Raw genomic sequence first — 22,902 nt, forward strand, 5'->3', positions numbered from 1 at the left:
GCGGTGTGCCAGCTGCATATTAGTTTGCTGACACACCGCATTCGCGAGCAAGCCCGCTCCCACATTACCGGTTCACAAGTTTAGAAATATGTAACCTCATACGCAAAAAAAATGCCCCGTATCGTTTGATACGGGGCATTTCAGTAGAGCTCAACCGCGCGTTACGCGATGGCTTCGCTGCGCTTACCCAGCATACGGTCAATCACCACGGCCCCGACCAGCGTCATCACCGACGGCACCAGCCACGCCAAGCCTTGTTCGCTCAACGGCAGGTTTACCAGTTGCGTAGGCATCCAACCCGCCAGGCCTGCACCCTTGAGTGCGTCGATGCAGCCAAAGATGAACGACACCAGCATCACCGGGCCGACAATACGGCCCTGCTCCTGCCAGAACCCTTTGCAGAAGCTCAAGGCTACCAACACGATGCACGGCGGGTAGATCGCGGTCAGTACCGGGATCGAGAAGGCAATGAGTTTGGTCAAGCCCAGGTTGGACACAAACAGCGAGAACAATGCCAGGATCACCACAAGGGTCTTGTAGGACAGCGGCAGGATCTTGCTGAAGTACTCGGCGCAGGCACAGGTCAGGCCCACGGCGGTCACCAGGCATGCCAGGGAAATCAACACGGCGAGGAAACCACTACCCAGGGAGCCGAACGTGTATTGCACGTAGGCGTGCAGTACCGCCGCGCCATTGCTGGCACCCGCGGCCACGGCATGGCTGCCGGAGCCCAGGCGGAACAGGCTGACATACACCAGCGCCAGGCCCACGCCGGCAATCAGCCCTGCAATGATCGCGTAGCGGGTGATCAGCTTGGGTGACTCGACGCCACGGGAGCGGATCGCGTTGACGATCACGATGCCGAACACCAGGGCGCCCAGGGTGTCCATGGTCAGGTAACCATTGATAAAGCCTTGGGAGAACGGTGCTGCAACGTATTCCGGCGTGGCGACACCCACTTCACCCGCAGGCAAGGCAAACGCAGCGATACCGAGGATAGCCAGGGCGATGATTTTCAGCGGCGCCAGGAAACGGCCCACGGTGTCCAGCAGTCGACCTGGGTACAGGGAGACAAAGAACACCACCAGGAAATACACCGAGCTGTAGAGGAACAGCGCCAACGGGCTTTCACCGGTCAAGGGCGCCAGGCCCACTTCAAACGATACTGTTGCGGTGCGCGGGGTCGCGAACAGCGGGCCCACTGCCAGGTAGGCCGCTGCCGCCAGCAGGCCACCGGCGATCTTGCCTATCGGGCTGCTCAGCGCGTCCATGCCACCACCGACCTTGGCCAGGGCGATCACGGTGACCACCGGCAAACCGACCGCGGTGATCAGAAAGCCAAGCGCCGCCATCCACACATGCGGCCCGGACTGCAAACCCACGATAGGCGGGAAGATGATGTTGCCGGCGCCCACGAACAGGGCAAAGGTCATAAAGCCCAGCGCCAGGATATCCTGGCTTTTCAACACTTTCATTTGAGGAAATACCACACTACTGAATCGGAATTTAGAGAGGGCTTCCCTATGGATGAGGGAAATGCTGCCGGCCCTTGTGGGGACCGACCGGTCTAGCGCGCAGCTTCCTTTTGGGACGCGGACGCATAAAGAGGCGGCTAGAGTACAGAATCAGGCTGACAAACGCACTGTTGCGGGGCGAACTGTCCGATAAGCGACATTTGAATGTCGCGTTTTCATACTTAATTGGGCAATACAGAACCCTGTGGGCGCTGGCTTGCCTGCGATGGCATCGACTGGGCATAGCTGATGCGCCGAGGTGTCCGCATCGCAGGCAAGCCAGCTCCCACATTGAACCGAGTACATCCCCAAATCTGGGTATACCCAGAAAGCACAAAGGCCACCCGAAGGTGGCCTTTGTGTGGTGAAGCGTCAGCTAAGCGCGAGGCTTACTTGACAGCCCAACCGGTCAGCTCGGCCAGGGCCTTGCCGATGTCTGCCAGCGAACGCACGGTTTTAACGCCTGCGTCTTGCAGTGCAGCGAATTTCTCGTCTGCAGTACCTTTGCCGCCAGAAATGATTGCGCCAGCATGGCCCATGCGCTTGCCCGCAGGGGCAGTCACACCAGCGATGTAGGAAACAACCGGCTTGGTCACGTGTGCCTTGATGTAGGCAGCCGCTTCTTCTTCAGCCGAACCGCCGATCTCACCGATCATCACGATCGCTTCGGTCTTCGGGTCTTCCTGGAACAGCTTCAGGATGTCGATGAAGTTGGAGCCTGGGATCGGGTCACCGCCGATGCCGACGCAAGTCGACTGACCGAAACCGGCGTCAGTGGTCTGCTTGACAGCTTCATAGGTCAGGGTGCCGGAACGGGAAACGATACCGACTTTACCTGGCAAGTGAATGTGACCTGGCATGATGCCGATCTTGCATTCGCCTGGGGTGATCACGCCTGGGCAGTTAGGGCCGATCAGGACTACGCCCAGTTCGTCGCACTTAACTTTAGCGTCCAGCATGTCCAGGGTAGGAATGCCTTCGGTGATGCAGACGATCAGCTTGATGCCGCCGAATGCCGCTTCCAGGATCGAGTCCTTGCAGAAAGGAGCTGGAACGTAGATCACGCTGGCGGTGGCGCCAGTGGCTTCTACTGCTTCTTTCACGGTGTTGAACACGGGCAGGCCCAGGTGCTCGGTGCCGCCTTTGCCTGGAGTTACGCCGCCAACCATCTGGGTGCCGTATTCGATGGCTTGCTGGGTGTGGAAACTACCTTGCGAACCGGTAATACCCTGGCAGATAACTTTGGTGTCTTTATTGATCAGGACGCTCATTACTTGCCCTCCGCAGCTTTGACAACTTGTTGAGCAGCGTCGGTCAGGCTGGTAGCCGCGATGATGTTCAAACCGCTTTCTGCCAGTACTTTAGCGCCCAGTTCAGCGTTGTTACCTTCAAGGCGAACAACAACCGGGATTTTAACGCCGACTTCTTTCACTGCACCGATGATGCCTTCGGCAATCATGTCGCAACGAACGATGCCGCCGAAGATGTTGACCAGTACTGCAGCGACGTTGGAGTCGGACAGGATGATCTTGAACGCTTCGGTAACGCGTTCCTTGGTAGCGCCACCACCTACGTCGAGGAAGTTGGCTGGCTTGCCGCCATGCAGGTTGACGATGTCCATGGTCCCCATGGCCAGGCCGGCACCGTTGACCATGCAGCCGATGTTGCCTTCCAGGGCTACGTAGTTCAGTTCGAACTTGGCAGCGTGCGCTTCGCGCGGATCGTCTTGCGACGGATCGTGGAAAGTCTTCAGCTTAGGCTGACGGTACATGGCGTTGGCGTCGATGTTGATCTTGGCATCGAGGCAGTGCAGATCGCCGTCAGCCTTGATCACCAGCGGGTTCACTTCCAGCAGGGCCAGATCGTGATCCTGGAACAGTTTGGCCAGACCTACGAAGATCTTGGCGAACTGGGCAACTTGCTTGCCTTCCAGGCCCAGCTGGAAAGCCAGTTCACGACCCTGGAATGGCTGAGCGCCAACCAGTGGATCGATAGTGGCCTTCAGAATTTTTTCTGGGGTTTCGTGAGCGATTTTCTCGATGTCCACGCCACCTTCGGTGGAAGCCATGAACACGATGCGACGGCTCGAACGGTCAACGACAGCGCCCAGGTACAGCTCTTTAGCGATATCAGTGCACGATTCAACCAGGATCTTGGTGACTGGTTGGCCATTGGCATCAGTCTGGTAAGTCACCAGACGCTTGCCCAGCCACTGCTGTGCGAAGGCCTTGGCGTCTTCTTTGCTGCGAACCAGCTTGACGCCGCCCGCTTTACCGCGACCACCGGCGTGGACCTGGGCTTTGACAACCCACTCGCTGCCACCGATTTTGTCGCAAGCTTCTGCTGCTGCTTCCGGGGTGTCTACTGCGTAGCCCTTGGAAACTGGCAGGCCGTATTCAGCGAACAGCTGCTTACCCTGATACTCGTGAAGATTCATGCTTTTTACCGTCTTCGTTAGGTACTGCGCATTCGGCGCTGCGCTCATTATGAGTGCCGCGCCACCTGTGACTGCTGCTTGCGCAACTTGCGGGGCTTATGGCCCGTAAAGCTGCGCAAGGCTGCGTCCAGCGGATATTCCGCGGTGAGTCTTGCGCGCAAGGCTCACGACGGGCAACTCCGCCGTGGTTTCTTATTATCTCGCTTAGCGCTTCTTCTTGTTGGCAATGTGGATGGCGCCGCCATTCACTGCCAACGCAGCTTCGTGCAGCGCTTCGGACAGGGTCGGATGGGAGAAGACCATCATGCCCAAGTCCTCGGCACTGGTGCCGAATTCCATGCCGATCGCGCCTTGCTGAACCAGTTCTGCAGCGCTTGGGCCAATCACGTGGACGCCCAATACGCGGTCAGTCTTGGCATCAGCGATGACTTTGACAAAACCACCGGTGTCGTTGGCTGCCATGGCACGGCCAGAAGCGGCAAACGGGAAGGTGCCGACGTTAACTTCAACGCCTTCAGCTTTCAACTGCTGTTCGTTCTTGCCGACCCATGCAATTTCCGGGTGGGTGTAGATAACCGATGGGATCAGGTCGTAGTTCATCTGGGTCTTGTGACCCTTGATGCGCTCGACAACCATGATGCCCTCTTCGGAAGCCTTGTGGGCCAGCATCATGCCACGAACCACGTCGCCAATGGCATAGACGCCAGGCACGGTGGTGGCGCAATGATCGTCAACGTGGATGAAACCACGCTCGTCGATGTTCACGCCGCTGTCGGAAGCCAGCAAGTCGTTGGTCACTGGGCGGCGGCCCACGGCGACGATCAGCTTGTCGAAAGTGATGGTCTGCTCGCCGTCTTTATCGGTGTAGGTCACTACGACTTCTTCGCCGTTGACCTTGGAACCGGTAACACGGGCGCCGAGCTTGATGTCCAGACCTTGTTTGGTCAGGGTTTTCAGCGCTTCCTTGGACACCGCGGTGTCGGCAGCCAGCAGGAATGTATCCAGGGCTTCCAGCACGGTGACTTGAGCACCCAGGCGGGACCATACCGAACCCAGTTCCAAACCGATCACGCCGGCGCCGATGACGCCCAAACGCTTAGGCACAGCCTGGAATTCCAGGGCGCCGGTCGAATCAACGATCACGTTGTTATCAACAGGAGCAGGCGGAATGTCGATTGGACGCGAACCTGGCGCCAGGATCACGTTTTCGGCTTCGATGACTTCAACCGAACCGTCTGGCTTGGTGACTTCAACTTTCTTGCCGGCCAGCAGCTTGCCGTGGCCTTGAATGGAAGTCACGCCGTTGGCCTTGAACAAGGTGGCAACGCCGGAAGTCAGGCCTTTGACGATGTTGGCTTTACGGCCGACCATTGCGGGTACGTCCATGGTCACGCCAGCATGGTTGATGCCGTGGATCGCAAAGCCGTCTTGGGCTTCGTGGAATTTCCAGGAGCTGTCCAGCAGCGCCTTGGACGGAATGCAACCCACGTTCAGGCAAGTACCGCCCAGCGCCAGTTTGCCTTCCTTGTCGGTGTATTTTTCGATGCAAGCAGTGGACAGGCCCAGTTGCGCAGCCTTGATGGCGGCAACATAGCCGCCAGGGCCTGCACCAATCACTACAACGTCAAATTTCTGTGTCATGAAAATAGATCCTCTATTTGCGACAAGCTTCTAGTCACACATTGCAAGCCAAGCTGCTTTTTCCTACAGCTTGTAGCTCGCAACGTGCAACTGCTTCTATCAGATGTCCAGGAGCAGGCGAGCCGGGTCTTCCAGCAGGTTCTTGATGGTCACCAGGAACGTCACGGCTTCTTTACCGTCGATCAGGCGGTGATCGTAAGACAGTGCCAGGTACATCATTGGGCGGATCACGACTTGGCCGTTGATGGCCATCGGACGCTGGATGATGTTGTGCATGCCCAGGATCGCGGCCTGCGGTGGGTTGACGATCGGCGTCGACATCATCGAACCGAAGGTACCACCGTTGGTGATGGTGAAGGTACCGCCGGTCATCTCGTCGATGGTCAGCTTGCCGTCACGGGCTTTCTTGCCGAAGCCAGCGATGCCGCCTTCGATTTCGGCCAGGCTCATCAGCTCGGCGTTACGCAGGACTGGAACCACCAGGCCGCGGTCGCTGGAGACGGCAACGCCGATATCCGAGTAGCCGTGGTAAACGATGTCGCCGCCGTCGATCGAAGCGTTGACTGCCGGGAAGCGCTTCAGCGCTTCGGTGGCCGCTTTCACGAAGAACGACATGAAGCCCAGGCGCACGCCGTTGTGGGACTTCTCGAACAGGTCCTTGTACTTCGAACGCAGGGCCATGACTTCGGTCATGTCGACTTCGTTGAAGGTGGTCAGCATCGCCATGTTCGACTGAGCTTCAACCAGGCGCTTGGCCACGGTGGCACGTACACGAGTCATCGGTACGCGCTTCTCGGTGCGGTCGCCAGCGGCAAACACAGGCGCAGCGGCAGCAGGCGCTGCAGCCTTGGCAGGTGCGGCAGCCGGAGCGTTCTTCTTGGCTTCAACTGCGGCAACCACGTCTTCCTTGGTCACACGGCCATCTTTGCCGGTGCCCTTGATGGAAGCCAGGTTGATGCCGTTTTCCTCAGCCAGTTGACGCGCAGCCGGTGCAGCGATTGGATCTTCGCCACCCGCAGCCGGTGCGGCAGGCGCAGAAGCAGCCGGTGCAGCAGCGGCAGGAGCAGGAGCAGCGGCAGCAGCGCTGCCCTCTTCGATCGAGCCCAGTACCTGGTTCGACAGAACGGTAGCGCCCTCTTCAGCAACGATTGCGCCCAGCACGCCGTCAGCTTCGGCCAACACTTCCAGAACGACTTTGTCGGTCTCGATGTCGACGATCAGGTCGTCACGCTTGACGGCCTCGCCTGGTTTCTTGTGCCAGGTGGCAACGGTGCCATCGGCAACCGATTCCGGGAATGACGGGGCTTTGATTTCGATAGCCATTATCTGTAGGTCCTTAAAATTCGGTTTCAGTCAGCGCGAAGGCGTTAAACAGTGAAAGCATCTTGCAGCAGTTTTTCCTGCTGCTCGGCGTGCATCGACGCGTAACCACAGGCAGGTGCAGCAGAAGCATCACGACCGGCATACTCAAGGACCAAAGCCTTGTTGTGGTTGCCGATGCTGCGACGCAGATGATGCTGGCTGCTGTACCAGGCGCCCTGGTTCATCGGTTCTTCCTGACACCACACTACGTTCGTGAGGTTGGTGTAAGGCGCGATGATCTCCATGAGGTCATCTTCCGGGAACGGATAAAGCTGCTCGATACGCACGATGGCGATGTCTTCGCGGCCTTCGGCACGGCGTTTTTCCAACAGATCGTAGTAGACCTTGCCGCTGCACAGGATCAGGCGAGTGACCTTGGCGGCGTCCAGCGTATCGATCTCTGGAATCACGGTCTGGAACGAACCTTGGGCCAGATCTTCCAGGGTCGAAACGGCCAGCTTGTGACGCAACAGCGACTTCGGCGTCAGCACCACCAGCGGCTTGCGCAGCGGACGGATCACCTGGCGACGCAGCAAGTGGTAGATCTGCGCCGGGGTCGTCGGCACGCACACCTGAATGTTGTGCTCGGCGCACAATTGCAGGTAACGCTCCAGACGGGCCGAGGAGTGCTCAGGGCCCTGACCTTCATAACCGTGTGGCAGCAGCATGGTCAGACCGCACAGACGGCCCCACTTGTGCTCGCCGCTGGTGATGAACTGGTCGATAACCACCTGGGCACCGTTGGCGAAGTCGCCGAACTGGGCTTCCCAGATCACCAGCGCGTTCGGCGTGGTGGTCGAGTAACCGTATTCGAACGCCAGTACGGCTTCTTCGGACAGGAACGAATCGTACAGGTCGAAACGTGGCTGGCCTTCGTACAGGTTCTGCAACGGGATGTAGGTGCCCGCGTCTTTCTGGTTGTGCAATACAGCATGACGGTGCGAGAACGTACCGCGGCCGATGTCCTGGCCGGTCATGCGGATCGGGTGACCTTCGAACGCCAGGGTCGCGTACGCCATGGTTTCGGCGTAACCCCAGTTGATCGGCAGGCCACCGGCTTGCATCTTCTGACGGTCTTCGTAGATCTTCGCAACCTGGCGCTGTACGACGAAGCCTTCGGGAATTTCCAGCAGCTTGGCGGACAGTTCCTGCAACGTCTTCAAATCGAACGAGGTATCGTGACGTGCAGTCCAGGTGTGACCCAGGTATGGGCGCCAGTCAACGAACAGCTCTTTGTTCGGCTCCTTGACCAGGCTTTTCACTACATGCAGGCCGTTGTCCAGCGCGTTGCGGTATTCGTCGACTTTCGCCTGAACACGCGCATCGTCAACCACGCCGGCCTTGGTCAGGCTTTCGGCGTACAGCTCACGGGTGGTGCGCTGCTTGGTGATCTGCTGGTACATCAACGGCTGGGTGCCGCTTGGCTCGTCCGCTTCGTTGTGACCGCGACGGCGGTAGCAAACCAGGTCGATGACCACGTCACGCTTGAACTGCATGCGGTAGTCGACAGCCAGTTGGGTCACGAACAGCACGGCTTCCGGATCATCGCCATTCACATGGAGGATCGGCGCCTGGATCATCTTGGCAACGTCGGTGGCGTACTCGGTGGAACGCGCGTCCAACGGGTTGCTGATGGTGAAGCCCACCTGGTTGTTGATGACGATGTGAACGGTACCACCGGTCTTGAAGCCGCGAGTCTGCGACATCTGGAACGTTTCCAGGACCACGCCTTGACCGGCGAATGCCGCGTCACCATGGATGGAAATTGGCAGAACCTTCTCACCGGTGGAATCGTTACGACGATCCTGGCGAGCACGTACCGAACCCTCGACCACTGGCGAAACGATTTCCAGGTGGGAGGGGTTGAATGCCATGGCCAGGTGAACTTCACCGCCGGTGGTCATCACGTTGGACGAGAAGCCCTGGTGGTATTTAACGTCACCGGAACCCAGCTCGACCTTCTTCTTGCCTTCGAACTCGTCGAACAGCTCACGCGGGTTCTTGCCGAAGGTGTTGACCAACACGTTCAGGCGACCACGGTGAGCCATGCCGATCACGATTTCCTTGGTGCCATAGGAACCGGAACGCTGGATCAGCTCGTCGAGCATCGGAATCAGGCTTTCGCCGCCTTCCAGGCCGAAACGCTTGGTGCCTGGGTATTTGGTGCCCAGGTATTTCTCGAGGCCTTCGGCCGCGGTCACGCGCTCCAGCAGGTGGCCGCGCACATCGGCGGACAATACCGGACGGCCACGCACGCCTTCCAGGCGGTGCTGGAACCACTGGCGCTGCTCGGAATCGGTGATGTGCGTAAATTCAGCGCCGATGGTGCGGCAATATGTCTGCTGCAACGCTTCGTGAATTTCGCGTAGGCTCGCTTCCTCTTTGCCGATGAACAGGTCGCCGGCACGGAAGGTCGTATCAAGATCGGCATTGGTCAAGCCGTAATGATTGATCGACAGGTCTGCAGGTGCAGGACGCTGCCACAGCCCCAGCGGGTCAAGCTGGGCTGCCTGGTGGCCACGCATACGGTAGGCCTGGATCAGTCGCAGTACTTCAACTTGCTTCTTCTCATGCTCACTGCTCACGCTGCCGGCGGAAACCGGTTGGGCGCGGCGCTGGTTCTTTGCCAGCAGCACGAACTGATCGCGAATTGTTGCGTGCGATACATCGGTGGCAGCGTTGCCGTCTGAAGACAACGTCTGAAATTTGGTGCGCCATTCTTCTGGCACAGCGTTAGGGTCGTGCAGGTAGAGCTCATAAAGCTCTTCCACATAGGCAGCGTTACCACCTGAAAGATAGCCGCTGTTCCACATGCGCTGCATCACGCTTTCTTGCATGCTTGGTCACCCTCGATTTGGGGACACCACCGGCGAAAACACCGAGTTTGCTTGCAAAAGGCCAAGTGCAGCGACCAAAACAAGCCACTTAGGATCACGCTGATAGTTCGGGTACCAACCCGAATGCCCCTGCTTGTCTCATTTCTTCAAAATAAGAGCCGCGGCTTTGTAAGTCGCTGCTCAAGTTAAAACTACGGCGCCGGTTGAAGCCTGCGCCGCAGCATTTACGGGCACAACGGTCCTGCTTTTACTACAACGTCAGTTACACGCCGCTCTGCAGCAGCATGTTACGGATGTGACCAATGGCCTTAGTCGGGTTCAGGCCTTTAGGACATACGTTGACGCAGTTCATGATCCCGCGGCAGCGGAATACGCTGAACGGGTCATCCAGCGAAGCCAGACGCTCGGACGTCTTGGTATCACGGCTGTCTGCCAGGAAGCGGTAGGCTTGCAGCAGCGCAGCTGGACCCAGGAACTTGTCCGGGTTCCACCAGAAGGACGGGCAGGATGTCGAGCAGCAAGCGCACAGGATGCACTCGTACAGGCCATCGAGTTTTTCACGTTCTTCCGGGGACTGCAGACGCTCGATGGCCGGAGCCGGCGTGTCGTTCTGCAGGAATGGCTTAACTTTCTCGTATTGCTTGTAGAAGATGCTCATATCGACGACCAGGTCACGGATAACCGGCAAACCTGGCAGTGGACGAACAATCAGCTTGTTGCCTTTGACCACGGCGGACAGCGGCGTGATGCACGCCAGGCCGTTTTTGCCGTTGATGTTCATGCCGTCGGAACCGCACACACCTTCACGGCAAGAGCGACGATAGGAGAAACCCTCGTCCTGCTCTTTGATCAGTGCCAGTACATCCAGCACCATCAGGTCTTTACCACCGGTATCGACCTGGAACTCCTGCATGAACGGCGCGGCGTCCTGATCAGGGTTGTAGCGATAAACACTGACTTTCAACATGGCAGCCACCCTTAGTAAGTCCGAATCTTCGGTTCAAACGTCGGCACCGTCTTCGGCGAGAAGTTCACGGCACGCTTGGTTACGCGCTTGTCACCCGGGAAGTACAGGGTGTGGCACAACCAGTTTTCGTCGTCGCGATCTTCAAAGTCTTCACGAGCGTGAGCACCACGGGATTCTTTACGAACCTCGGCGGCGATCGCCGTTGCTTCAGCCACTTCCAGCAGGTTTTGCAGCTCAAGGGCTTCGATACGAGCAGTGTTGAACGCCTGGCTCTTATCGTTGATCTTGACGTTGGCGATGCGCTTGCGCAGGTCAGCCAGCTGGGCGATGCCCTTCTGCATGTATTCGCCGGTACGGAACACACCGAAGTAGTTCTGCATGCAGCTTTGCAGCTCGCGACGCAGGGTTGCCACGTCTTCGCCATCCGTGCGCTCGTTCAGAGCGTTCAGACGCGCCAGGGCCGCTTCGATGTTGGCGTCGGTGGCGTCATCGTATTCGATGCCGTCAGTCAGCGCCTTCTCAAGGTGCAGGCCGGCCGCACGGCCGAATACCACCAGGTCGAGCAGCGAGTTGCCGCCCAGGCGGTTGGCACCGTGAACCGATACGCAAGCCACTTCACCTACTGCGAACAGACCATGGATGATCTCGTCCTGGCCGTCGGCGTTCTGGGTGATTGCCTGACCATGAATGTTGGTCGGCACGCCGCCCATCATATAGTGGCAAGTTGGAACCACCGGAACCGGAGCAACTACAGGGTCAACGTGGGCGAAGGTCTTGGACAGCTCGCAGATACCAGGCAGGCGGCTGTGCAGCACTTCTTCACCCAGGTGATCGAGCTTGAGCAGTACGTGGTCGCCATTCGGACCACAGCCGTTACCGGCGATGATCTCTTTAACCATCGAACGAGCCACAACGTCACGGCCAGCCAAGTCTTTGGCGTTCGGAGCATAACGCTCCATGAAACGCTCGCCGTGCTTGTTGATCAGGTAACCACCTTCACCACGGCAACCTTCGGTCACCAGTACACCGGCGCCGGCGATGCCGGTCGGGTGGAACTGCCACATTTCGATGTCTTGTACCGGTACGCCAGCACGCAGGGCCATGCCGACGCCGTCACCGGTGTTGATCAGGGCATTGGTGGTAGAAGCGTAGATACGACCTGCACCACCGGTCGCCAGCACAGTCGCCTTGGCGCGGATGTAGGTGGTTTCACCGGTTTCGATGCAGATGGCGATCACACCGACGAACTCGCCCTTGCCGTTCTTCACCAGATCAACAGCGTAGTACTCGTTCAGGAACGTGGTACCGGCTTTCAGGTTGCCTTGGTAAAGGGTATGCAGCAGCGCGTGACCGGTACGGTCGGACGCAGCGCAAGTACGGGCAGCCTGGCCGCCTTTACCGTAATCCTTGGACTGGCCACCGAATGGACGCTGGTAGATACGGCCTTGCTCGGTACGGGAGAATGGCAGACCCATGTGGTCCAGCTCGAACACCGCGGCCGGGCCTTCCTGACACATGTATTCGATAGCGTCCTGGTCACCGATATAGTCGGAACCCTTGACGGTATCGTACATGTGCCAGCGCCAGTCATCGTTCGGGTCGGCGGAGGCAATGGCGCAGGTGATGCCACCCTGGGCCGATACGGTGTGCGAGCGCGTCGGGAACACCTTGGTGATCACGGCAGTCTTGTGACCGCCCTGGGCCAGCTGCAGCGCAGCGCGCATGCCAGCACCGCCGCCACCAATAATGATGGCGTCGAATGAAATAGTTGGAATGTTAGCCATGAATCAGATACCCCAAAGAATCTGCACACCCCAGACGAAGTAAGCGAACATCGCGACGCCGCATACTGCCTGGAAGAGGAAACGTACTGCAGTCGCGGACTTGCCCAGCGCCATCGGCGTCAGGTAGTCAGTCGCGATGGTCCACATGCCAACCCAGGCGTGAGCGCCCAGGGCTACAAGGGCCAGCAGACTGAAGATTCGCATCGCATTGTGGGAAAACAGGCCGTGCCATTGCTCATAGCCGATGCCCGGGTTTGCGACGAGGTATCCGATCAGGAAAATGAAATAAGCCGCGAGAACGACCGCAGACACACGCTGTGCCATCCAGTCATAGAGGCCCGAACGCGACAGATTCGTTACGCTGGTTACCATATCCAAACTCCTGCCAGAACGATCAGCACCACGGAAATGGCGACGATGATTTTCGAGCCCAGGCGGCCGCCTTCCAGCGTCTCACCGATGCCCATGTCCATGATCAAGTGGCGCACACCGGCTACCAGGTGATACAGAAGAGAGGACAGGAGGCCCCATGCTACGAACTTGGCCAGCGGGCTGGTCAAGCATGCCTTCACCTCGGCGTATCCTTCCTCGGAACCCAGGGATTTGCTCAATGCATAAAGCATGATGCCCAAGCCCAGGAACAGGATGATGCCGGAAACACGGTGCAGGAACGACGTAACGCCGGTGATGGGGAGTTTGATGGTCCTTAGGTCTAGGTTTACAGGTCGTTGGCTATTCACGGCTTTTTTTCACACTGAAGAGCCCCTAACAATCAGGGCAAAGTTGTTGGGGAGTGCGACTGGTCAGGTAAGCACCACCCAGGGAGTGCGACCCCCAATGAAAGCAAGCCCAAAAGCCCTTGGCGGTCGGTGGCCGAGTATAGACAGTTAGGTTACTAATGACAACGCGCACACCTCACCCTAATAGCTGATTGCGCTGGCGGGATAAAAGGCGTAAATGGCAGTCAATTTCGACGAAAAAGTACGGTTAAAGCCTTCTGGCGCAAGACTTTAGGCAAATTGACATCTGGATTTATATCAATATAGTGGTGCGGGCCCTGCGTGGGGGGTCTGTCTGATGATTTGAAGCATAAATAGGAGGCCACATGGCTGACAAAAAAGCGCAGTTGATCATCGAGGGCGCAGCCCCCGTCGAGCTGCCCATTTTAACCGGCACCGTTGGTCCCGATGTTATCGACGTACGGGGCCTGACGGCCACGGGCCGTTTTACTTTCGACCCAGGCTTCATGTCGACCGCTTCCTGCGAGTCGAAGATCACCTATATCGATGGTGATAATGGCATTCTGCTTCATCGCGGCTACCCGATCGAGCAACTGGCTGAAAAGTCGGACTATCTGGAAACCTGCTACCTGCTGCTAAATGGCGAATTGCCAACAGCCGAGCAGAAAGCCCAGTTCGTCAGCACCGTGAAGAACCACACCATGGTTCACGAGCAGTTGAAGACCTTCTTCAACGGCTTCCGTCGCGACGCCCACCCGATGGCCGTCATGTGCGGTGTAGTAGGCGCCCTGTCGGCCTTCTATCACGACTCCCTGGACATCAATAACCCGCAGCATCGCGAAATTTCCGCGATCCGCCTGGTTGCCAAGATGCCTACCCTGGCCGCAATGGTTTACAAGTACTCCATGGGCCAACCCATGATGTACCCGCGCAACGACCTGACGTACGCGGAAAACTTCCTGCACATGATGTTCAACACCCCGTGCGAGATCAAACCGATCAGCCCGGTGCTCGCCAAGGCCATGGACCGGATCTTCATCCTCCACGCCGACCACGAGCAGAACGCTTCCACCTCTACCGTGCGCCTGGCGGGCTCTTCGGGTGCCAACCCGTTCGCCTGTATTGCCGCCGGTATCGCCGCACTGTGGGGCCCTGCCCACGGCGGTGCGAACGAAGCCGTATTGACCATGCTCGATGAAATCGGCGATGTGTCCAACATCGACACCTTCATCGCCAAGGCCAAGGACAAGAACGATCCGTTCAAGTTGATGGGCTTCGGTCACCGGGTCTACAAGAACCGCGACCCGCGCGCTACTGTCATGAAGCAGACCTGCGACGAAGTGTTGAAGGAACTGGGCATCAAGAACGATCCGCAACTCGAACTGGCCATGCGCCTGGAAGAGATCGCCCTGACCGACCCGTACTTCATCGAACGCTCGCTGTACCCGAACGTCGACTTCTACTCGGGGATCATCCTCAAGGCGATCGGCATTCCAACCAGCATGTTCACCGTGATCTTCGCCCTGGCGCGGACCGTGGGCTGGATCTCCCACTGGAAAGAAATGCTCTCCAGCCCGTACAAGATTGGCCGCCCGCGCCAGCTGTACACCGGCTACGAGTCGCGTGACATCACCAAGCTGGAAGATCGCAAGTAAGCATTCAACTGCTTAGCTGCATTGAGAACGGCCTCCCTTAGTGGAGGCCGTTTTTGTTGGTGTGGCCTGATCTACCGTCATCGCAGGCAAGCCAGCTCCCACATTGGACCGCATTCCAACAAAAGGACACGGCCCAGTGTGGGAGCCGGGCTCGCCCGCGATAAGGCCAGCCCAGGCAAAAAAATACCCCGGCCTTGCGACCGGGGTATCTCTTATGCAACTGACGACTTAGTGATTAACCGCCCCACTCGCCCCCAGGCCAGTCTGCGAACGCACAAACTGTGGGAAGTACAGCGCACGCTCTTTCTCTGCCGCCGCCGACTTGTCGGTGATGGAGAAGAACCAGATGCCGACGAACGCAATGATCATCGAGAACAGCGCCGGGTACTCGTACGGGAAGATCGCCTTTTCATGATGCAGGATCGACACCCAGATGGTCGGACCGAGGATCATCAGGCCTACGGCGCTGATCAAGCCCAGCCAACCGCCGATCATGGCACCACGGGTGGTGAGGTTTTTCCAGTACATGGAAAGCAGCAGCACCGGGAAGTTACAGCTGGCAGCGATAGAGAACGCCAGGCCGACCATGAACGCAATGTTCTGGCTTTCGAACAGGATACCCAGGCCGATGGCCAATACACCCAAGGCTACGGTGGTGATCTTCGACACGCGAATCTCATCTTTCTCGTTGGCTTTGCCTTTCTTGATCACGCTGGCATACAGGTCATGGGACACCGCCGAAGCACCCGCCAGGGTCAAGCCGGCAACCACCGCCAGGATGGTGGCAAACGCCACGGCCGAGATGAAGCCCAGGAAGATACTGCCACCCACCGCGTTGGCCAGGTGCACCGCCGCCATGTTGTTACCACCGAGCAAGGCGCCTGCTGCATCCTTGAACGCCGGGTTGGTGCTGACCAGCAGGATCGCGCCGAAACCGATGATGAAGGTCAGGATATAGAAGTAGCCGATGAAGCCGGTTGCGTACAGCACGCTCTTACGCGCTTCCTTGGCGTCGCTTACCGTGAAGAAGCGCATCAGGATGTGCGGCAGGCCAGCAGTACCAAACATCAGTGCCAGGCCCAGGGAGAATGCCGAGATCGGGTCCTTCACCAGGCCGCCGGGGCTCATGATCGCTTCACCTTTGGGGTGAACCTTGATCGCCTCGGAGAACAGCATGTTGAAGTCGAAGTTGACGTGCTTCATCACCATCAGCGCCATGAACGAGGCACCGGACAGCAACAGTACCGCCTTGATGATCTGCACCCAGGTGGTCGCCAACATGCCGCCGAACAGCACGTACAGGCACATCAGGATACCCACCAGGATCACCGCCACATGGTAATCAAGGCCAAACAGCAGCTGGATCAGCTTGCCCGCGCCAACCATCTGCGCGATCAGGTAGAACGCCACCACCACCAGCGAGCCACACGCCGACAGGCTGCGGATCTGGGTTTGCCCCAGGCGATAGGACGCCACGTCGGCAAAGGTGTATTTGCCCAGGTTACGCAAGCGCTCGGCGATCAGGAACAGAATGATCGGCCAGCCCACAAGGAAGCCGATCGAGTAGATCAAGCCGTCGTAACCGGAGGTGAACACCAGCGCGGAAATCCCCAGGAAGGACGCCGCCGACATGTAGTCACCGGCAATCGCCAGACCGTTCTGGAAACCGGTGATCTTGCCGCCCGCCGCATAGTAGTCCGCCGCCGACTTGTTGCGCTTGGACGCCCAATAAGTGATGCACAGGGTGGCGCCGACAAACGCGACGAACATCACAATGGCCGAGATGTTCAGCGGTTGCTTGTGCACTTCACCGGTCAATGCGTCCGCCGCCCAAACGGCAGGAGCCAACAGCGAAGCACCGAATAGAGCCAATAGACGCCGGATCATTGCGCAGCCTCCTTGAGAATCGCATTGTTCAGGTCGTCAAATTCGCCGTTGGCCCGACGCACGTAGATGCCGGTGAGAATGAAGGCCGACACAATCAGCCCGACGCCCAGGGGAATGCCCCAGGTAATCGAGGAACCGGGGCTGATCTTGGCCCCCAGCACTTGTGGCCCGTAGGCAATCAACAGGATGAAAGCGGAGTAAAGCCCTAGCATGATCGCCGAGAGTATCCAGGCGAACCTTTCCCTTTTCCTGACCAGCTCCTTGAAACGCGGGCTGTTTTGAATCGAGAGGTAAATGCTGTCGTTCATTGTTTTTATCCTCGCAGCACAGCTTTTTATTATTTTGGAACGTATCCACTGTATGCGGCTGCGCAATGGGTTCCAGACGACCTTAGTAGTAGATCGAGCTTAGCGAGGATTTGTAAAAAGCGTAGGAGCGAGCTTGCTCGCGAAAAACGTCAACGATAACGCGTTCATTCTGGATGATCGCGGTGCCTGTGCGTTCTTCGCGAGCAAGCTCGCTCCTACAATTGGGGCGGGGTTATTTAGCGGTCCATTCGGCAACGCGCTCGGGGTGCTTGGCTACCCAGTCCTTGGCCGCGGCGTCCGGCTTGGCGCCTTCTTGAATCGCCAGCATGACTTCACCGATTTCATCCTTGGAGGCCCACTGGAATTTCTTCAGGAAGGCTGCGACTTCCGGCGCTTTCTTCTCCAGGCCCTTGCTGCCGATGCTGTTGACGGTTTCAGCAGCACCATAAATCCCTTTTGGGTCGTCCAGGAAACGCAGTTTCCACTTGGCGAACATCCAGTGCGGTACCCAACCGGTGACCGCAATCGACTCCTGCTTGTCTTCGGCGCGGGTCAGTTCGGCAATCATCGCCGCACCCGAGCTGGCTTGCAGTTTGTAGTCCAGGCCATATTGCTTGATAGCTTCGTCGGTCTTGAGCATTACGCCTGAACCGGCGTCGATGCCGACGATCTTGTTCTTGAAGGTGGTATCGGTCTTGAGGTCTTCGATGGACTTGGCCTTGACGTACTCCGGCACGATCAGGCCGATCTTGGCGTCCTTGAAGTTGGGGCCGTAGTCGACCACCTTGTCCTTGTTCTTGGTCCAGTATTCACCGTGGGTTACAGGTAGCCAGGCGGAAAGCATGGCATCGAGTTTGCCGGTGGCGACGCCCTGCCACATGATCCCGGTGGCAACCGCTTGCAGTTTTACGTCGTAGCCGAGCTTTTGCTTGATCACCTCTGCCGCCACATGAGTAGTGGCCACGCTGTCGGACCAGCCGTCCACGTAGCCGATGCTCAGGGTCTTGCTGTCGGCACTGGCCAGTGTGGAGCCCATCGCAACTACCAGAGTGGCAGCTGCGCCCAAGAGTCGTCGCATCTTCATAGTACTTCCCCGAAAGTGCTGCGCCCGACGGATGCCGAGCGACGTCAAACTGTTGTTATAGGGTGCACCGCGCCCCCTTCACGCGCATCGATCCGGTTGCTGAGGCATCAGTGGAGTACTGACAGTTTTATCTTCAACCTGCGTAGGCATTTGCCCTGCTCTGTCAGCGACCTTGGTTGAGCAGGAAACGACATCACATCGCCAGCAGGATGCTTTGTAGGCGTTATCGCCAGAATCCCGCCCGAAGTTTGCATGTCAAAATTATGCAGCCCCACAGGGCTGCGGCAAATCCGGGTAAGATGCGCGCCTTTGCTCCCCCAGATAAGCCGACCATGCCCGCGATTGCCCGCTTCCCTGCCCTGCCCTATTTCTTCGCCTTGATCCTCGGCGTGCTTGCCCTTGTCGGCTACTGGTACGGCCTCGGCCGGCCCGTGGTGTTGCCAGACGTCGCCAGCGCCAGCCATAAGCTGCAATGTGCGTCCTACACACCGTTCGACAAAGACCAATCCCCATTCGACCAACCGTTCACGCTGCGCCCCGAGCGCATGGACGCCGACCTGGCACTACTGGCTACGCGCTTTGAATGCATTCGCACCTACTCCATGACCGGCCTGGAGGCCCTGCCGGACATGGCGCGCAAGCATGGGTTGAAAGTGATGGCCGGGGCCTGGGTCAGCAGCGACCCCGTGGCGACCAAAAAAGAGATCAACGAGTTGATCGCGGCGGCCAACGCCAGCCCGGACGTGGTGACCTCGGTGATCGTCGGCAACGAAGCCCTGCTGCGCAAGGAAGTCACTGCCAAGCAACTGGTGGCGCTAATCCATCAGGTTAAAAGCCAGATCAAGCAGCCCGTCACCTATGCCGATGTCTGGGAGTTCTGGTTGCAACACCCGGAAATCGAGCCGGCGGTGGACTTCCTGACCATTCACCTGTTGCCGTATTGGGAAGATGAGCCGTCCGGCATCGACCAGGCGCTCAAGCACGTGAGCGATGTGCGCCAGACCTTCGGCCATAAATTCGCGCCCAAGGACATCGTGATCGGCGAAACCGGCTGGCCCAGCGAAGGCCGCCAGCGCGAAACCGCCGTGCCCAGCCGGGTCAATGAAGCCAGGTTCATGCGCGGTTTCGTGGCCATGGCCGAAGCCAATGGCTGGCGCTACAACCTGATAGAAGCCTTTGACCAGCCATGGAAACGTGCGAGCGAAGGGGCTGTGGGCGGTTACTGGGGGCTGTTCGATGCAGACCGTCAGGACAAAGGCATCCTCGCCGGCCCGGTGACCAATGTGCCGTACTGGCCGATGTGGCTGGGCGTCGGCGGGCTCATCCTGCTAGGCACCCTGGTGGTCGGCGGCCGCGTTCGCAGCACTCGCTCTGCATTAATACTGCCGTTGCTAGGGGCCGTCGCAGCGTGCTCCATCGGCAGTTGGGCCGAACTGACCCGCGTTACCGCGCGCTTCAGCGATGAATGGGTATGGGCAGGCTTGCTGGTGGTCTTGAACCTGTTGGTGTTGGCCCACGCCGCCCTGACCCTCGGCGCCCGTGAGGGGTGGCGTGAGCGAGCGTTCAACTGGCTGGAGCAACGCGCCGGCTGGCTGATGGCAATCGCCGGGTTTGCCGGTGCGGTGATGATGCTGGCGCTGGTGTTTGACCCGCGCTATCGCAGCTTCCCGAGCGCAGCGCTGGTGTTGCCGGCCCTGGTGTACCTGATACGCCCGGTGACCGGGCCGCGTCGGGAGATTGCGTTGCTGGCCTTTATCATCGGTGCCGGCGTTGCGCCGCAGTTGTACCGCGAAGGGCTATTGAATCAGCAGGCCTGGGGTTGGGCAGTGGTCAGCGTGCTGATGGTTGCGGCTTTGTGGCGTTGCTTGCGAGTGCGCAAGGCTTGACACCGCTATCGCAGGCAAGCCAGCTCCCACCGTTGATTGGGTTCACACATTTCTATCTGTGAGCACGGTCAAATGTGGGAGCTGGCTTGCCTGCGATGAGGCCACATCAGGCGCCGCGCGGCTTCCTGACCAACCGCAACCCCGCAATCACCACCGCGAACACCGCAAACGTCGTGTTGTACAGCGCCAGCGCCGGCAACCCGAACACCAACCCCACCACCGCCAACGCCCACCCCGCACGCCCCGGTACAAAAAAGCCCAGCACCGAAGTGATCAACGCCGCCCACCCCAGCAGCTTGAAATGGATCATCAAACCCAGGTTCGAACGCACCTGGCATTCCCAGCGGCTGGCCTCATCAGCGCAGATGCCAACCCACTGCCCATCCTCCATGAAGCCGTAGCGTGCGGCATAACTGGCGGCCAGCCATAACGGCAGGGCAATAAGCAGCAGGATCAACGGCAAACGACGGGACATGGGGCACTCCGATAGGCAAAAACGGCGCCCAGCTTAATCCCACGGCGGCCGTTAGCAAGGTGTTCGCGCAGATATCTGTTCAACAATGCATGGCAAAGTGTATCGTCTCGCTACTATTACCCCGATTCCGACGTTTTTTCCGACTTTTCGTGCCGAGTGCTGGCACTTCGGTGACAAGGCGGTGGTCATAGCCTGCGAACTTCATTCAGCCCGTTCCTCTTAGGGATTAAGTCATGCTCCGTTCCTTGCGCTGTGCTGCCTTGCTGGGCAGCCTATTTTTGAGTGCGTCAGCACTGGCCGTCGATATCGACCAAGCCAGCTATGGCTACCCTTTGACCAACCCGTTCGAAGCGACCATCGCCACCACACCTCCCGATCTGCGGCCCACCCTGCCGACAGACGACGAGATCAACCAGTCCGACTACACCCTGACGATGCGCCCCGAGCGCGAGTTCAGCCTGCCAGACAATTTCTGGGCGGTGAAGAAACTCACCTACCGCATTGCCAAGCAGGACCGCGCCGCGCCTTTGATCTTCCTGATCGCCGGCACCGGTGCACGCTTTGACAGCAGCATCAACGAATACCTGAAAAAGCTGTATTACCAGGCCGGCTACCATGTGGTGCAGCTCTCCTCGCCAACCAGCTTCGACTTCATCAGCGCCGCTTCGCGCTTCGCCACCCCGGGCATCACCCAGGAAGACGCCGAAGACATGTACCGCGTGATGCAAGCCGTACGCGCGCAGAACGCCTCGTTGCCCGTGACCGATTTCTACCTCACCGGCTACAGCCTGGGCGCCCTGGATGCGGCGTTTGTCAGCAAGCTGGATGAGACCCGCCGCAGCTTCAACTTCAAGAAAGTGCTGCTGCTCAACCCGCCGGTCAACCTCTACACCTCGATCACCAACCTCGACAAGCTGGTACAGACCGAGGTCAAGGGCATCAACAACAGCACCACCTTCTATGAGTTGGTGCTGAGCAAACTGACGCGTTACTTCCAGCAAAAAGGCTACATCGACCTCAACGATGCCCTGCTTTATGACTTCCAGCAGTCCAAGCAGCACCTGACCAACGAACAGATGGCCATGCTGATCGGCACCTCGTTCCGCTTCTCGGCCGCTGACATTGCCTTCACTTCGGACTTGATCAACCGCCGTGGCCTGATCATTCCGCCCAAGTACCCGATCACCGAAGGCACCAGCCTCACGCCGTTCCTCAAGCGTGCCCTGCAGTGTGACTTCGACTGCTACCTCACCGAACAAGTGATCCCGATGTGGCGCGCTCGTTCCGATGGCGGCAGCCTGCTGCAACTGATCGATCAGGTCAGCTTGTACGCCCTCAAGGACTACCTGCGCGACAGCCCGAAAATCGCCGTGATGCATAATGCCGACGATGTGATCCTCGGCCCTGGCGACCTGGGTTTCCTGCGTAAAACCTTCGGCGATCGCTTGACCGTCTACCCGCTGGGCGGCCACTGCGGCAACCTCAATTACCGCGTCAACGCCGACGCCATGCTGGAGTTCTTCCGTGGCTAAATATCTTCTGCTGCTCGCCGCACTGATGTGCGCAGGCGTGGCCAATGCCGACAACAGCAAGGCCCAGGAACCCGTCAAGGTCGATGCCGACGGCTTCAAGGAGCCGCTGACCAAGCTCAAGTTCAACCCAGGCTTGGACCAGCGCGAATTCGAGCGTTCCACGCTCACCGCGCTCAACGTCTACGACCCACTGGAGTCGTGGAACCGCCGCGTGTACCACTTCAACTATCGCTTCGACCAGTGGGTGTTCCTGCCGGTGGTGAACGGTTACCGCTATGTTACGCCGAGCTTTCTGCGCACCGGCGTGAGCAACTTCTTCAACAACCTGGGCGATGTGCCCAACCTGATGAACAGCTTGTTGCAGCTCAAGGGCCACCGCTCGCTGGAAACCACCGGGCGCCTGCTGGTCAACACCACCATTGGCATCGCGGGCCTGTGGGACCCGGCCACCGCCATGGGCCTGCCGCGCCAGAGCGAAGACTTCGGCCAGACCCTGGGCTTCTACGGTGTACCGGGTGGCGCCTATGTGATGCTGCCGATCTTCGGCCCGTCGAACCTGCGTGACACCGGCGGCCTGCTGGTGGACTACAGCGCAGAATCGCAGATCAACTTCCTCAACGTATCCGAAGTCAGCTCCAACCATCCGGAAGTCTGGGCCCTGCGTGCCGTGGACAAGCGCTACCAGACCAGCTTCCGCTACGGCCAGATGAACTCGCCGTTCGAGTATGAGAAGGTGCGGTATATCTACACCGAATCGCGCAAGTTGCAGATTGCCGAGTAAACCGCAGCGATC

General features: G+C 58.7%; 18 protein-coding genes. 4 read left to right on the forward strand and 14 right to left on the reverse strand.

Annotated features, from left to right (window positions below; genetic code table 11):
• Nucleotides 1-161 precede the first annotated feature (161 nt).
• The 10 genes from brnQ to sdhC all read right to left on the reverse strand — a co-directional run bounded on the left by brnQ (nucleotide 162) and on the right by sdhC (nucleotide 13,282).
• On the reverse strand, nucleotides 162-1,475 hold the full coding sequence (gene brnQ, locus AC07S6_RS23255) for a branched-chain amino acid transport system II carrier protein (protein ID WP_014717734.1): 1,314 nt from the start codon (nucleotides 1,473-1,475) through the stop codon (nucleotides 162-164).
• 428 nt (nucleotides 1,476-1,903) lie between these two features.
• A complete protein-coding gene (gene sucD / locus AC07S6_RS23260) occupies nucleotides 1,904-2,785 on the reverse strand; it encodes a succinate--CoA ligase subunit alpha (RefSeq protein WP_003190013.1) in 882 nt (293 codons plus the stop codon).
• A complete protein-coding gene (gene sucC, locus AC07S6_RS23265; RefSeq protein ID WP_003190011.1) occupies nucleotides 2,785-3,951 on the reverse strand; it encodes an ADP-forming succinate--CoA ligase subunit beta in 1,167 nt (388 codons plus the stop codon). The genes sucD and sucC overlap by 1 nt, the downstream gene beginning before the upstream one ends.
• A 204-nt stretch (nucleotides 3,952-4,155) precedes the next feature.
• Nucleotides 4,156-5,592, reverse strand: coding sequence for a dihydrolipoyl dehydrogenase (gene lpdA / locus AC07S6_RS23270; RefSeq protein WP_014717733.1), 1,437 nt, complete (start codon nucleotides 5,590-5,592; stop codon nucleotides 4,156-4,158).
• Nucleotides 5,593-5,691: 99 nt separating this feature from the next.
• Nucleotides 5,692-6,915, reverse strand: a complete 1,224-nt coding sequence (gene odhB / locus AC07S6_RS23275; RefSeq protein ID WP_014717732.1) for a 2-oxoglutarate dehydrogenase complex dihydrolipoyllysine-residue succinyltransferase — start codon at nucleotides 6,913-6,915, stop codon at nucleotides 5,692-5,694.
• Nucleotides 6,916-6,959: 44 nt separating this feature from the next.
• Nucleotides 6,960-9,791, reverse strand: a complete 2,832-nt coding sequence (locus AC07S6_RS23280) for a 2-oxoglutarate dehydrogenase E1 component (RefSeq protein WP_014717731.1) — start codon at nucleotides 9,789-9,791, stop codon at nucleotides 6,960-6,962.
• Between the two features lie 262 nt (nucleotides 9,792-10,053).
• Nucleotides 10,054-10,758 carry a succinate dehydrogenase iron-sulfur subunit gene (locus tag AC07S6_RS23285; RefSeq protein WP_003172807.1) on the reverse strand — a complete coding sequence of 235 codons (705 nt, stop codon included), beginning with the start codon at nucleotides 10,756-10,758 and terminating at the stop codon, nucleotides 10,054-10,056.
• A gap of 11 nt (nucleotides 10,759-10,769) precedes the next feature.
• A complete protein-coding gene (gene sdhA, locus AC07S6_RS23290) occupies nucleotides 10,770-12,542 on the reverse strand; it encodes a succinate dehydrogenase flavoprotein subunit (RefSeq protein ID WP_014717730.1) in 1,773 nt (590 codons plus the stop codon).
• 3 nt (nucleotides 12,543-12,545) lie between these two features.
• Entirely contained in the window at nucleotides 12,546-12,914 is a 369-nt protein-coding gene (gene sdhD / locus AC07S6_RS23295; protein ID WP_003172805.1) for a succinate dehydrogenase, hydrophobic membrane anchor protein, read from the reverse strand.
• A complete protein-coding gene (gene sdhC / locus AC07S6_RS23300) occupies nucleotides 12,908-13,282 on the reverse strand; it encodes a succinate dehydrogenase, cytochrome b556 subunit (RefSeq protein WP_014717729.1) in 375 nt (124 codons plus the stop codon). The genes sdhD and sdhC overlap by 7 nt, the downstream gene beginning before the upstream one ends.
• Before the next feature lie 365 nt (nucleotides 13,283-13,647).
• On the opposite strand from sdhC, the gene gltA reads away from it, so the two are divergent.
• Complete coding sequence (gene gltA / locus AC07S6_RS23305) at nucleotides 13,648-14,937, forward strand: citrate synthase (RefSeq protein ID WP_014717728.1); 1,290 nt, start codon at nucleotides 13,648-13,650, stop codon at nucleotides 14,935-14,937.
• A gap of 228 nt (nucleotides 14,938-15,165) precedes the next feature.
• Here the strand turns inward: gltA and AC07S6_RS23310 are convergent, their stop codons facing one another.
• From AC07S6_RS23310 to AC07S6_RS23320, 3 genes are all read right to left on the reverse strand, one after another.
• A complete protein-coding gene (locus AC07S6_RS23310; RefSeq protein WP_014717727.1) occupies nucleotides 15,166-16,824 on the reverse strand; it encodes a cation acetate symporter in 1,659 nt (552 codons plus the stop codon).
• The gene (locus tag AC07S6_RS23315) at nucleotides 16,821-17,132 is read right to left on the reverse strand and encodes a DUF485 domain-containing protein (protein ID WP_003190001.1); all 312 of its coding nucleotides are present in this window, start codon (nucleotides 17,130-17,132) and stop codon (nucleotides 16,821-16,823) included. The genes AC07S6_RS23310 and AC07S6_RS23315 overlap by 4 nt, the downstream gene beginning before the upstream one ends.
• Nucleotides 17,133-17,364: 232 nt before the next feature.
• Nucleotides 17,365-18,216 (reverse strand): glycine betaine ABC transporter substrate-binding protein, encoded by an 852-nt coding sequence (locus tag AC07S6_RS23320; RefSeq protein WP_003233255.1) that lies wholly within the window; start codon nucleotides 18,214-18,216, stop codon nucleotides 17,365-17,367.
• 332 nt (nucleotides 18,217-18,548) lie between these two features.
• On the opposite strand from AC07S6_RS23320, the gene AC07S6_RS23325 reads away from it, so the two are divergent.
• On the forward strand, nucleotides 18,549-20,102 hold the full coding sequence (locus AC07S6_RS23325; protein ID WP_495113154.1) for a glycoside hydrolase family 17 protein: 1,554 nt from the start codon (nucleotides 18,549-18,551) through the stop codon (nucleotides 20,100-20,102).
• 106 nt (nucleotides 20,103-20,208) lie between these two features.
• On the opposite strand, the gene AC07S6_RS23330 is transcribed toward AC07S6_RS23325, so the two are convergent.
• Nucleotides 20,209-20,577 carry a hypothetical protein gene (locus tag AC07S6_RS23330; protein ID WP_014717724.1) on the reverse strand — a complete coding sequence of 123 codons (369 nt, stop codon included), beginning with the start codon at nucleotides 20,575-20,577 and terminating at the stop codon, nucleotides 20,209-20,211.
• Nucleotides 20,578-20,810: 233 nt separating this feature from the next.
• Between AC07S6_RS23330 and AC07S6_RS23335 the strand changes: the two genes are divergently transcribed.
• Both AC07S6_RS23335 and AC07S6_RS23340 read left to right on the forward strand, forming a co-directional pair.
• A complete protein-coding gene (locus tag AC07S6_RS23335) occupies nucleotides 20,811-22,109 on the forward strand; it encodes a serine/threonine protein kinase (RefSeq protein WP_034135177.1) in 1,299 nt (432 codons plus the stop codon).
• A complete protein-coding gene (locus AC07S6_RS23340; RefSeq protein ID WP_054898378.1) occupies nucleotides 22,102-22,890 on the forward strand; it encodes an MlaA family lipoprotein in 789 nt (262 codons plus the stop codon). Before AC07S6_RS23335 ends, AC07S6_RS23340 begins: the two co-directional genes overlap by 8 nt.
• Nucleotides 22,891-22,902: the final 12 nt, after the last annotated feature.

The organism is Pseudomonas sp. GW821-FHT07B01, from assembly GCF_059419065.1.